The following is a 13,331-nucleotide window of genomic DNA, read 5'->3' on the forward strand; positions in this document are numbered from 1 at the left end:
GAGGAACATGGCAAAAAGAAAAGAAAATGATTATATCTTTGCCGATGCGTTCATTGGCTGCTACGTCCGGAATCTGATGAAGCGTCAGGATCTCATGAGACTGGCGAACTGTACGGATTTTGACGCGGCAGAGGCCCTCCTTCAGGAATTTGGCTACGGGGAATCGCCGGAGGTCAAGGAAGGCGATGTGGAAGCGTTTATCAGAAGAGAACAGAACAAGCTGTTCGATATGATCTACAATACATTGCCGGAGCGCAAGGAGCTTGCGCTGTACCTGTACCCCTACGATTACCATAATGTGAAGGTCTGCCTGAAATCGGAGCTTCTCGGAATCACGCCGGACGACACGTTTCTGATGTCGACGGGCGATATCGAGTGGAACAAAATGATGGCGATGATCCGGGACCGGAACTATATGTTCATGCCCGTCAACATGAAGCACGCCATTGAAGAGGCGATGGACCTTTACAGCAGGGGACATGACCCCCAGATGATCGATATCATTATGGACAAAGCCTGCTACAGGGATATGCTGCAGGCGGCGGAAGAGAGCGAAGAGGAATTTCTGATCGGCATTGTGAAGCTGCAGATAGACCTGCTGAATCTCAAGGCGTTTGTTCGGCTCAGAGAAATCGGCAAGGCGTGGTCCTTCTTCCAGACGGTTTATCTGGACGGCGGCAATATTCAGGAACAGTTCTACATTCAGAGCTGGGAGGAGCCCTATTCCCAGGTGGCGGATAAGCTGATCCCCTACGGCCTGAAGGACATGATGGCCGAGGGCGGCCGGATGATCAAAGAAGAAGGGGACTTCACTTTGTTCGAGAAGATGCTGGAAGACGCGCTGATGGAATACAACAAGAAAGCCAAATATCTTTCCTTCGGCATTGTTCCCATCGCCGGCTACTGGCTGGCAAAGGAAGTCGAGATCGACAATCTGAGGATCGTCCTGACGGGGATCCTGGTCGGGGCGTCGCCGGAGGAGACAGGTGAAAGATTGAGGGAACCGTATGTATAAAATCGGAGTCATCGGCGACAGGGATTCTGTGCTTGGATTCAAAGCAGTCGGTCTGGACGTGTTTCCGGCCGAAAAGGCAGAGGAAGCGAAAGCGGTTCTGCGGAAATGGGCGGAAGGAGAGTACGCCATCATTTACATCACAGAAGGCCTTGCCGTACAGTTGGAAAAGGAAATTGATAAATACAAGGATTCAAGGCTGCCTGCCATCATACCGATCCCCAATAAGGACGGCCCGTCCGGCACGGGACTGAACAACGTCCGCAAATCGGTGGAGCGCGCAGTCGGCGCAGACATACTATTCGGAGGTGATAGATAATGAGTCAGGGAACAATCGTTAAAGTATCGGGGCCACTGGTAGTAGCGTCTGGTATGGAAGATGCGGATATGTACGACGTGGTCCGCGTAGGCGACCTTGGACTGATCGGAGAGATCATTGAGATGAGAGGCGACATGGCCTCCATTCAGGTATATGAAGAGACAGCGGGTATCGGACCGGGAGCACCGGTGGTTTCAACGGGAGCACAGCTTTCCGTCGAGCTGGGGCCCGGACTGATCGAGAGTATTTACGACGGCATCCAGCGTCCGCTGGAGGTCATGTTCGAGCAGCAGGGCGCGAACATCCAGAGAGGCATCCAGGTTCCTGCGCTGAACCGGGAAAAGAAATGGGACTTTGTGCCTGTCGCGAAGGCCGGCGACCGCGTCGAAGCGGGGGACATCATCGGAACCGTTAAGGAAACCGTTATCGTGGAACAGAAGATCATGGTTCCATGGGGAGTCAGCGGCACGGTGGAGTCCGTCGAAGGCGGAGCCTTTACTGTTGATGAGACAGTCTGCAGAATCAGAAAAGACGATGGGAGCATCGAAGAGCTGAGCCTGATGCAGAAATGGCCGGTGCGCCGGGGCAGACCGTACAAAGAGAAGATGGTGCCGGACATGCCGCTGGTAACAGGGCAGCGGGTCATTGACACGCTGTTCCCCATCGCCAAGGGCGGCGTTGCAGCAGTCCCCGGACCGTTCGGATCCGGAAAGACCGTGGTGCAGCACCAGCTGGCGAAATGGGCGGACGCCGATATCGTCGTCTACATCGGCTGCGGTGAGCGCGGAAACGAGATGACCGACGTACTGATGGAATTCCCTGAGTTGAAGGATCCGAGGAGCGGCGAATCGCTGATGAAGAGAACCGTGCTGATCGCGAATACGTCCGATATGCCGGTGGCCGCCCGAGAGGCGTCTATCTACACGGGAATTACCATCGCGGAATATTTCCGCGATATGGGATATTCGGTGGCGCTGATGGCGGATTCCACATCCCGCTGGGCGGAGGCTCTGCGAGAGATGTCCGGACGTCTTGAGGAAATGCCGGGTGAAGAGGGATATCCCGCTTATCTGGCGTCCCGTCTGGCGCAGTTCTATGAAAGAGCGGGACGCGTGGCCGCTCTCGGCAGCGACGGACGGGTCGGAGCACTTTCCGCGATCGGAGCGGTATCTCCTCCGGGCGGCGATATCTCGGAGCCTGTTTCCCAGGCAACGCTGCGTATCGTCAAGGTGTTCTGGTCTCTGGATGCGGGGCTGGCTCACGCCAGACATTTCCCGGCGATCAACTGGCTGTCCAGCTATTCGCTTTATGTGGACCGGCTGACGCCGTGGTTTGAGGAAAATGTGGCAAAGGACTTCCCGGCTCTTCGGAACCAGGCTATCCGCCTGCTGCAGGAGGAAGCGGAACTGAACGAAATCGTGCAGCTGGTCGGAGTGGACGCTCTGTCCTTTGAGGACCGTGTCAAGCTGGAGGCCTGTAAGTCCATTCGTGAGGACTACCTCCACCAGAACGCGTTCCACGATGTGGACACATATTCCTCGATGAACAAGCAGTATAAGCTGCTGAAGCTGATTCTGGGATATTATGATCAGTCGGTGGACGCCGTTTCCAAGGGAGCGCCATTTAACCAGCTGGCCGCTGTCCCGGTCAGAGAGACTATCGGCAGATTCAAGTATATTGAGGAGAAGGACATCGATTCGTCCTACGAGGAGATCTTGACCGAGATGAAGAAGGAAATCACTGATATAGTAAATAAGGGGGCGGAAGACGATGATTAAGGAATACAGAACGATATCTGAAGTTGCCGGACCTCTGATGATGGTACAGGACGTGGAAGGCGTCACCTATGACGAGCTGGGAGAGATCATTCTGCCCAGCGGAGAAACCCGGCTCTGCAAGGTGCTGGAAATCAACGGCGGGGATGCTACAGTTCAGCTGTTCGAAAGCTCTGCGGGAATCAACCTGAAGGAGAGCGCCGTAAAGTTCCTGGGACACGGAACACAGTTATCCGTTTCACCGGAGATGCTGGGGCGTGTATTCGACGGAATGGGACGGCCCAAGGACGGCGGGCCGGAGATTATCGCTGAGAAGCAGATGGATATCAACGGACTCCCGATGAACCCGGCGGCCAGAGATTACCCTGCGGAATTCATTCAGACCGGCGTATCCGCCATCGATGGTCTGAACACACTGGTCCGGGGGCAGAAGCTTCCGATTTTCTCCGGAAGCGGACTTCCCCATGCGGATCTGGCTGCGCAGATTGCCCGTCAGGCCAAGGTTCTCGGTGACGACGCCGGAAACTTCGCGGTTGTCTTCGCGGCGATCGGAATCACTTATGAGGAAGCGGACTTTTTCGCCTCCGACTTCCGCAGAACCGGGGCCATCGACAGAACAGTCATGTTCATGAATCTGGCCAATGACCCGGCTGTAGAGCGTATCGCCACGCCGCGTATGGCGCTGACCGCAGCTGAATATCTGGCTTTCGACCTGAACATGCATGTGCTGGTCATCCTGACGGATATCACCAATTACGCTGAGGCGCTCCGTGAGGTGTCCGCCGCCCGCAAGGAGGTTCCGGGCAGACGCGGCTACCCGGGCTATCTGTATACCGACCTCGCGACGATGTACGAGAGAGCCGGAAGGAAAAAGGGTTATCCCGGCTCCATTACAATGATCCCGATTCTGACGATGCCGGAGGATGATATCACCCATCCGATTCCGGATCTGACCGGATATATTACAGAGGGGCAGATCATCCTGTCACGCGAACTGGACCGGAAGGGAATCAAGCCGCCTATCGACGTTCTGCCGTCGCTGTCCCGTCTGAAGGACAAGGGAATCGGCGTCGGAAAAACCCGTGAGGATCATGCGGATACCATGAACCAGCTGTTTGCGGCTTATTCAAAGGGCAAGGAGAGTCTTGAACTGATGTCCATTCTGGGCGAAGCGGCTCTGACGGACGTCGACCTGATGTACGCGAAGTTCAGTGAGGAATTCGAGAAGCGCTATGTGTCCCAGGGATACGATACAGACCGCAGCATTGAGGACACGCTGAATCTCGGATGGGAGCTGCTGAGGCTTCTGCCGAAGGGAGAGCTGAAGCGGATCAAGGATGAATTAATCGAGAAATACCTGAAGGAGAACGAGGGAACGGAAACGAAGGAGTAAGCGATGGAACGAATGAATGTCAATCCTACAAGGATGATGCTGACTTCGTTGAAAAAGCGTCTGAAGACGGCCGTCCGCGGTCACAAGCTTCTGAAGGACAAGCGGGACGAGCTGATGAAGGAATTTCTGGATCTGGCCCGGGAAAACGGACGTCTCCGGGAGGATGTGGAGAAGCGCCTCGGGGAGGTTTACAAAAACTTCACGGTAGCGAGCTCCATCATGAGTCAGGAGGTTATGGAGGAATCCCTGATGTTCCCGAAACAGGGCGTTGAGCTTCAGGTCAGCAGCAGAAACATCATGAGTGTGGATGTGCCGGTCTTCGATTTCAGAACCACGGCGGAGGATCCTGCCGACATCTTTCCTTACGGATTCGCCAGGACCTCGGGAGAACTGGACAACGCGATTTCCGAGCTGTCGGACATCTTTCCGATACTTCTGGAGCTCGCGGCCAAGGAGAAGGAGACGGCTCTGCTTGCGGCTGAGCTGGAAAAGACGCGCCGGCGCGTGAATGCGCTGGAATACGTCATGATTCCCCGACTCCAGGTCACGATTAAATATATCCAGATGAAGCTGGACGAAAACGAACGAGGCAACCAGACGAGACTGATGAAGGTCAAGGATATGATGCTGGAGGAGGCCATCGCCGAGAAAAAGGCGAAGGACGAAGCCGCCATCGAGCGGATGGTGGAATCCCGGCAGTAGCGGCCGGCAGCGGAGCTCTTCAGCCGCGGAACCGCGACCTGCGTACCGAGACGCCGGGGCAGGTTCACGAGCGGTGATGCTGGCGCGAAGCCCTATACAAGCCGCGACGCCGGGGCAAAGCCGCACATACACTGAGATACGAAATGAGGAAAACCACCTGTTGGACGGGTGGTTTTTTCATGCTATAATAAAATCATGGATAAAGGACAGAAAATCAGATTGCAGATAAACGATATGACAACGGACGGAAGCGGAATCGGGCGCAGTGAAGACGGCCTGACCGTCTTTGTAAAAGGAGCGCTTCCGGGTGATACGGTGCAGGCGGAGATCTTCCGGGTGAAGAAACGTTATGCCCTTGCCCGGCTGCTCAGCATCGACGAGCCGTCGGAAGACAGGACGGAAGGCTTTTGTCCCCAAGACTCCCGCTGCGGAGGATGCCCCATGGGCAGACTCACCTATGATGCGCAGCTGAAGCTGAAGGAGCGGCACGTAAGAGACGCGCTGACCCGCATCGCAGGGCTGAAGGAACCGCTGATCCGGCCGGCTTTGGAGGCGGAGAACCCCTGGCGCTACCGGAACAAAGCGTCGATGGCGGTCTCAACCGGCGGGATTATCACACGGAAAGGCGGGATTGTTGAGAACCTTGGAGAACCGGCGGTTGGCTTTTACCGTGGGAAAAGCCGTGAGGTGACGGACTGCCCCGACTGTGCCCTGCAGACGGAACCGGCTGTCGCGGCGGCGGAAGCACTGCGGGAATTCATGCGGCAGGATCACATTACCGGCTACGATCCCCGCTGGGAAAAGGGTCTTATGCGGCATATGGTCGTCCGCACGGCGTTCGGCACCGGCGAGGTCATGGTGATTTTGGTGATCAACGGCAAGGGAATTCCCCACGCCGCCAAGCTTGTGGCGATGCTGGACGAGGCCGTTGAAGAGCCCTTCAGCCTGGAGAGCGTGATTCTGAACATAAACAAAGGGAAGCCCGGTGAAATTTTCGGTGACAGAACCGAGGTGCTTGCGGGCCGTCCGACTATTAATGAAGAGCTCGGCGGTATGCGGTATGAAATTTCTCCGCTGTCATTCTACCAGGTAAATCCTGCGCAGATGGTGAAGCTTTATAATAAGGCGGCAGAGTATGCAGCTCTGACCGGCGGTGAGACGATTCTAGATCTGTACTGCGGAGCCGGAACCATCGGCCTGTGGCTTTTGAACGAGCTGCGGAGCCGCGACAGGGAAGCTTTCGCGGGCACAAAGGTCATCGGTATTGAATCACAGAAAAGTGCCGTTCTGGACGCTAACCGCAATGCAGTAATCAATGGAATCGTAAATGCACGATATGTATGTGGAAAGGCAGAATATGAGCTTCCCAGACTGATGGACGCCTGCGTCGATACGGCTGATTCCCCAGCTTCGGCCCCGGTCGATGAGGACCTTCGTGTCACAAAGACCGATGTTGTGATCCTGGATCCTCCCCGCGCCGGCTGCGACGAACGCCTTCTGGACGCCGCGGCCGCGGCAGAGCCCTCTCGGATCGTCTATATATCCTGTGATCCGGCAACACTGGCCCGGGATGTGAAATACCTGAGCGGGAAGGGCTACCGGTTTATGGAAGCGACCCCGGCAGATCTTTTCTGCTGGACCGGCCACGTCGAGACGGTAGCATTATTATCCAAACTTGATGTCGATAAGCATATAAGTGTTAAAATTGAGCTGGATGAACTTGATTTGACAAGTGCTGAAAGTAAAGCTACTTATGTACAAATTAAGGAGTATATTTTAGAAAAATTTGATTTAAAGGTTTCGACACTCTATATTGCACAGATTAAAAAGAAATGTGGCATTGAATTAAGGGAGCATTACAATAAATCTAAAAAAGAGAAACAGATTATTCCACAATGCACACCGGAAAAAGAGGAAGCTATCATGAATGCTTTAAGGCATTTTAAAATGATTTAGTAGAAATGGAGGGTATTTATGAGATGAATATTAAAAATAATCTTATTTCCAATTAGCTTGATATTAAGTATCCTCACTGCATTTCTGACATTTTTACTTGCCATAGGAACAACAATACTGTATTTGCTTATGCTTATGTGTGTCGTTGTTGGGGTCGTATCATTGTTTCAAAAGGATTTTTCAATAGGCATAGAAGCATTGATAGTAGGATTCTTGTTAAGCCCATACGGAATACCGATGGTTGGAGCAGCAGTTATAGCTTTTTTACAAGGTATCAATGAAGCGATAAAATCAATCTAAATAAGAATATAGAAGAGCGATGGTAGATATAGAGAACATAGTAAAATCTAAATAATGGGTTTGGTTATTAACGTCTTACAACGTTGTTTATACTACCTAAAAATCAAATTATGTTAGGAGTTATTTTGATGGATGGAGTAAAAGAAATAATTTTGCAGACCAAGAATGTGGAATATATAAAGAGAAATTTAGGAAAAGAACAATGGATACAGGTATCCGGGCACAAAGATATGAATGGTGCAGATGCAGGATTTTGGTGTGGGTTAGTTTCGCTAAATCATATAGATGATGTGTATAATGATGTTGGGTGGGATGTTTCTGCTAACGAGCAAGGAAATCCCGGATTTGAAGGAAATGGATACGCATATGAGTATAAAGCGAATTTGCTAAAAGATGGTTTTGAGTCTATTTTATATTATCGTGATTTTTATGGTGTTGAGAAAGATTATATTGAGTTATCACAGGAGTTTATCTTATTAAACAATCTTCGATATAACAAAATTAGTAAATCATATTGGGCTATGTATGAAAATGGAGAGAGTGAAGAAGCGGTTAAATACATTGATGATACGACGATTCAAATTAAAATGAAGTTTTTACGTAATTATTCAGCAGCAAAACAGATGGCAATTCTACTTTTTTTTGATATTAGAACTAAGTTCGATGGAAAAATATCCGATTTTGGGATAGATGAGTTTAATTATGAATTTAAAGACAGTGGTCTGTTTTATGGATTATGGGGCGGTGATATGAGTTTTCCAACATATGTGTATAGTGTCTTAATGGGTAAAAAAATTCTTATGCCAGCGCCAATTGAGGAATGTGGTTACTGGCCATATGAAAAAGAAGAAAGCTACGAGGACTTTATAATTGGTGTTGACGAGTTTGGAAAAGAGATTTTTAACACGTGCAATCCGGATAAGCTGAATAATTATTTTGGGGCTAATCCAGATGCTCCTATGTATTTAACACCAGTATTTTTTAAGCGTGATGTGTTACAAAAATATGTAAATAAACCTGAGTTATATGAGATTAGAGATGGATATTTGAGTTGTCAATCATTATGGGGTATTGAAATAGATAATCATCATAAAAATTGCATAGCAGTTTATTTGGGCGATTTAGGAAGAGATTTACCTGAAAGTGAGCGTGTATACTGGAAAAGTTACAATATAGTAGGTGAAGAAGGAGTAAGCAGGGTCTCTTTCCAAAGAGATTTCTGTAATATATTTACGGCGTCAAATATGGAAGATCATAAATTTCAAGATCTGTATGGTTCTTTAATAAAGCAATGGAACGAAAAATATGGCTGGGATTTATATCTGCCATTATCTGCGGAAGATCAATATAATCTAACTCAAATTAGAATCCCGTTTGGGGAAAGTCAGCCAGAATTCGATCAATTAGTTTTGGCATTAGTTAAAGTTTTGATTGACTCACTTAACGAAAAGCAATTAATCATTCATGGAGATGCTCAAACTGATATTAAAGGAATAAGTAAACTTGAAAAATGGCTACAATCAAACGAGGCTGTTGGATATGAAAATCATATTAAGTTTTTAAGGGATTTACAGAAGTTAAGATCTACTGGATCTGGACACAGAAAAGGTAAGGAATATAGTAAGATTTCAAATGCATTTGGCTTATCAGAAAAAAGTAAAATAGATGTATTCGAGGAGGTTCTTCGAAAATCAAATGATTTCCTGAAATATATGAAAACTACGTTTTTAGATTAATTAGAAGCATGATGTAAAGAACAAGTATGGCAAGAATTCTTCGTATATAAATACTTTATATTATGCTTTAAACTAGGGATGGTAACGGTATTCACATCATTCATATAAATCCCAGTTTTGTAAAATAAAAAATTTCATAAAAATGGTTACCAAAGGCGATAGAGAAAAAACTATCGTCTTTTTTTCGCAAATTTTTAAGGAAGGGAGGTGAAGCGATGGACTTTGACTATTTCTATAATAGAGAAGCGGAAAGATTTAATTTCTTAAAAGTACCGGAGATATTGGTTGATGGAGAAGAATTTCGGGGATTATCAGCAGAAGCAATTATCCTCTATTCAATGCTTCTTAAACGGACAGGAATGTCTTTTAAGAATAACTGGATAGACAAGGAAGGCAGGGTATTTATATATTTCACAGTTGAAGAAATTATGAAAAGAAGAAATATCTCAAAGCCGACTGCCATAAAAACATTAGATGAGTTAGATAGTAAAAAAGGAATCGGATTGATTGAACGGGTAAGACTTGGACTTGGCAAACCGAATATCATTTATGTCAAAGATTTTATGAGCGTATTTCAGGTAAAAGAAAATGACTTACAGAAGTTAAAAAATTTTACTTCAGAAGTAAAAGATATTGACCTCAGAAGTAAAGAAAATGAACTTCAGGAAGTTAAAAATCTTGACTGTAACTATATAGAGAATAATAAGAGTAAGTATAGTAAGAGAGAATATAGTTTTAGTGAAAACGGGCTTGGAACATTTCAAAATGTGTTTTTAGCTGCTGAAGATATATCCGATTTACAAATCATAATGAACTCACAGCTTGAGAATTACATTGAAAGACTATCGGCATATATCAAAAGCACCGGAAAGACTTATAAAGACCATAAAGCGACAATCCTTTCTTGGTTCTATAAAGATCAGGGAAGAAGCAAAGAAGTGAAAATATCAAATATCCCTACATGGGAAGAATATGATAAAGGAGAACACCTATGATGAAAGAATTAGAAAAAGTAATGATAGAGGATGTAGAGTATTCTTACGATCCTGAAAAAGAATATATCAAAGACGGACACGCCTTTTGTAAAGTCTGCCATGAAAGAAAAGACGGAAAAGTGATGGCGTTCTTTGATAACAAGATGATATTTAAGATTTCTTGCAAATGCGATAGAGATAGGGAGGCAAGAGAAAAAGAAAGACAAAAGCAGATGGAAATTGAACGATTAAAGAGTAGTTGCTTTAACTCGATTATTCAGTGGTCATACACCTTTGAAAATTATCAGGGAGAAGAAAATCAAAGCCTTATCATTGCTAAAAACTTTGTCAAAGACTATGAGGAGATGAAAAAGGAAAATATCGGGCTTCTCTTTTATGGCTCGGTAGGAAGTGGAAAGACCTATCTTGCCTGCTCCATTGCAAATAGCCTTATTGAACAGTATCGAATAGGTGTTAAAATAAGAAATTTTGCACAGATTATCAATGAGCTGCAAAAGGGAGGATTTGATTTTGATAAGAACGCATATATTGAATCTCTTGTAAATACTTCTGTTCTTATCTTGGATGACTTGGGAATAGAAAGAGATACAAGCTATGCCAAAGAGCAGGTATATAATATTGTCAACAATAGATACTTAAAACAGAAACCGACTATCTTTACGACCAATCTTTCCTACGACACAATCCAAAACTGTAAAGACAGCGTGGAGTATCAAAGAATCTACTCAAGGATTATAGAGATGTGTATTCCTGTTATGGTTGTAGGAGAGGATTTTAGAAAGATTATTCAAAAGGGCAAACTGAATCGTAATAAGGACAGACTGCTGAATGGAGGTGAGAGAACTTGATCAATGAAGAAATAGCAAGAAAAACGCTGAATATGGAAGTTAAAGCTGCTAAAGTAACAGGAAAGCTAATTCTGAACTTATTAAAGAAATTGATGAAAGAAGCAGAAAAATTTGGAGGACTTGAAAAGCTGGTTAATGCTAACGGAAATGAAGTAAAGCTAAAAGATATGGTAAAAAAGGGACAGCTTGAAGAAATTCCGGTTGAAGAAGCGGAGCTTAAGGAACTGAAAAAAGAACTTAATCGGTATGGTGTTAAGTTTTCAGTGATGAAGGATAAGGAAACAGGTAAATATTCAGTATTTTTTCAAGCCAAAGATATGAAAGTGATGGATAAAGCCTTTAAGCACGCATTAGCACAGTCTGAAAAGAAAACGGAAAGGAAAGAATCTATTCACAAGAATATTGAGAAGTTTAAGGAAATGGCTAAGAACTCTGTTTCCAAAGATAAAGTCAAGAATAAACAAAAGGAGCAGAGCCTATGATAGATAAAATATTAAAAGACATCAAAGGCTTATTTAAGGTGCAGGATAAGGCAAAGTTTCTAAAGCAAAACATTCCCTATCTTGCATTTTTCTATTTAGGAAACATCTTTGCCCATCATGTGAGAAGCTATACCGGTGGTGATGTCATAGATAAAGTCTTTCAAGGGATATTGGAGATCAACACGATGAGTTTTCTTCCAAGTATTCATCCGGTGGATATTTTAATGGGCATAGGAGTGGCTGCTTTAATTAAATTTATTGTCTATACCAAAGGTAAAAATGCTAAAAAGTTTAGACAGGGGAAAGAGTATGGCTCAGCAAGATGGGGAAATAAGAAAGATATTGAGCCATACATGGATGAAAAGTTTCAAAACAATATCTTGCTTACCCAGACAGAACGCCTAACTATGAATGGTAGACCGGCTAATCCAAAGTATGCTCGTAACAAAAATGTACTTGTAATCGGTGGATCAGGAAGTGGTAAGACAAGATTTTATGTCAAACCTAACCTTATGCAGATGCACAGTAGCTATTGCGTAACTGATCCAAAAGGAACGATAGTCCTTGAATGTGGCAAGATGCTTGAAGACAATGGATATGAGATTAAAATCTTAAATACCATTAACTTCAAAAAGAGTATGAAATACAATCCTTTTGCCTATATTCGTTCTGAGAAAGATATTCTGAAATTGGTACAGACAATCATTGCAAATACGAAAGGAGAGGGAGAAAAAGCAGGTGAGGATTTTTGGGTGAAAGCCGAAAAACTCTACTACACAGCCCTTATAGGATACATCTTCTATGAAGCTCCAAGAGAAGAAAAGAACTTTGCAACGCTCCTTGATATGATAGACGCTTCCGAAGTCAGAGAAGATGACGAAACCTATATGAATCCGATAGATAGGCTCTTTGAAGCACTTGAAAAGAAAGAACCTACACACTTTGCAGTAAAGCAATACAAAAAATATAAATTGGCTGCGGGAAAAACGGCAAAATCTATTCTTATCTCTTGTGGTGCAAGGCTTGCTCCATTTGATATTAGGGAACTTAGGGACTTGATGAGTGAAGATGAACTTGAGCTTGATACACTCGGAGATAGAAAAACGGCACTCTTTGTTATTATCTCTGATACTGATGATACCTTTAACTTTGTAGTATCCATTATGTACTCACAACTTTTTAATCTCTTATGTGATAAGGCAGATGATGTATATGGCGGACGATTACCTGTCCATGTGAGATGCTTGCTTGATGAATTTGCAAACATCGGCTTAATTCCAAAGTTTGAGAAACTTATAGCAACAATCCGTTCCAGAGAAATATCAGCAAGTATCATACTTCAAGCACAATCTCAGTTAAAGGCAATCTATAAGGATAATGCCGATACAATCGTAGGTAACTGTGATAGTACCTTGTTCCTTGGTGGCAAGGAGAAAACTACACTAAAAGAATTGTCTGAAACACTGGGAAAAGAAACGATAGATTTATATAACACATCGGAAACAAGGTCAAATCAAAAGTCTTTCGGACTTAATTATCAAAAGACAGGTAAGGAACTGATGAGCCAAGATGAGATTACTGTAATGGACGGTGGTAAATGTATTTTTCAGCTTAGAGGTGTAAGACCTTTTCTTTCAGATAAATTCGACATCACAAAGCATAAGAACTATAAGTTCTTAGAAGATTATGACAAGAAGAATGTGTTTGATATTGAAGAATATATAAAGAGAAAAGGCAAGGTTAAGCTTAATAGAAATACGGTAATTACAAGATTGTAAGATTTACTGTTATAATTATATGGTCGAGGGTATAT

General features: G+C 45.2%; 12 protein-coding genes. All 12 read left to right on the forward strand.

The annotated features are described in order from the left end of the window. Nucleotides 1-7: 7 nt before the first annotated feature. The 12 genes from BHK98_RS11020 to BHK98_RS11075 all read left to right on the forward strand — a co-directional run bounded on the left by BHK98_RS11020 (nt 8) and on the right by BHK98_RS11075 (nt 13,296). Nucleotides 8-1,015: a V-type ATPase subunit gene (locus tag BHK98_RS11020; RefSeq protein WP_075714249.1), complete on the forward strand. Its 1,008-nt coding sequence runs from the start codon at nt 8-10 to the stop codon at nt 1,013-1,015. Beyond that, on the forward strand, nt 1,008-1,331 hold the full coding sequence (locus BHK98_RS11025; protein ID WP_075714251.1) for a V-type ATP synthase subunit F: 324 nt from the start codon (nt 1,008-1,010) through the stop codon (nt 1,329-1,331). Before BHK98_RS11020 ends, BHK98_RS11025 begins: the two co-directional genes overlap by 8 nt. Next, nucleotides 1,331-3,109, forward strand: a complete 1,779-nt coding sequence (locus BHK98_RS11030) for a V-type ATP synthase subunit A (protein WP_075714253.1) — start codon at nt 1,331-1,333, stop codon at nt 3,107-3,109. Before BHK98_RS11025 ends, BHK98_RS11030 begins: the two co-directional genes overlap by 1 nt. Continuing rightward, nucleotides 3,102-4,499: a V-type ATP synthase subunit B gene (locus BHK98_RS11035; RefSeq protein WP_075714255.1), complete on the forward strand. Its 1,398-nt coding sequence runs from the start codon at nt 3,102-3,104 to the stop codon at nt 4,497-4,499. The genes BHK98_RS11030 and BHK98_RS11035 overlap by 8 nt, the downstream gene beginning before the upstream one ends. Before the next feature lie 3 nt (nt 4,500-4,502). Then, entirely contained in the window at nt 4,503-5,201 is a 699-nt protein-coding gene (locus BHK98_RS11040; protein WP_075714257.1) for a V-type ATP synthase subunit D, read from the forward strand. 195 nt (nt 5,202-5,396) lie between these two features. Further along, complete coding sequence (gene rlmD, locus BHK98_RS11045) at nt 5,397-7,157, forward strand: 23S rRNA (uracil(1939)-C(5))-methyltransferase RlmD (RefSeq protein WP_075715168.1); 1,761 nt, start codon at nt 5,397-5,399, stop codon at nt 7,155-7,157. Nucleotides 7,158-7,184: 27 nt separating this feature from the next. Then, on the forward strand, nt 7,185-7,457 hold the full coding sequence (locus BHK98_RS11050) for a CD1845 family protein (RefSeq protein ID WP_245796920.1): 273 nt from the start codon (nt 7,185-7,187) through the stop codon (nt 7,455-7,457). A gap of 128 nt (nt 7,458-7,585) precedes the next feature. Next, nucleotides 7,586-9,193, forward strand: coding sequence for a hypothetical protein (locus tag BHK98_RS11055; protein ID WP_075714259.1), 1,608 nt, complete (start codon nt 7,586-7,588; stop codon nt 9,191-9,193). 215 nt (nt 9,194-9,408) lie between these two features. Further along, complete coding sequence (locus tag BHK98_RS11060; protein ID WP_075714261.1) at nt 9,409-10,188, forward strand: replication initiator protein A; 780 nt, start codon at nt 9,409-9,411, stop codon at nt 10,186-10,188. Further along, a complete protein-coding gene (locus tag BHK98_RS11065; RefSeq protein WP_075714264.1) occupies nt 10,185-11,036 on the forward strand; it encodes an ATP-binding protein in 852 nt (283 codons plus the stop codon). Before BHK98_RS11060 ends, BHK98_RS11065 begins: the two co-directional genes overlap by 4 nt. Beyond that, complete coding sequence (locus tag BHK98_RS11070) at nt 11,033-11,518, forward strand: PcfB family protein (RefSeq protein ID WP_075714266.1); 486 nt, start codon at nt 11,033-11,035, stop codon at nt 11,516-11,518. Before BHK98_RS11065 ends, BHK98_RS11070 begins: the two co-directional genes overlap by 4 nt. Next, nucleotides 11,515-13,296, forward strand: coding sequence for a VirD4-like conjugal transfer protein, CD1115 family (locus BHK98_RS11075; protein WP_075714268.1), 1,782 nt, complete (start codon nt 11,515-11,517; stop codon nt 13,294-13,296). Before BHK98_RS11070 ends, BHK98_RS11075 begins: the two co-directional genes overlap by 4 nt. Nucleotides 13,297-13,331 lie beyond the last annotated feature (35 nt).

The sequence above is a fragment of the Hornefia porci genome (genome assembly GCF_001940235.1).
Taxonomy (GTDB): Bacteria; Bacillota; Clostridia; order Peptostreptococcales; family Anaerovoracaceae; genus Aminicella; species Aminicella porci.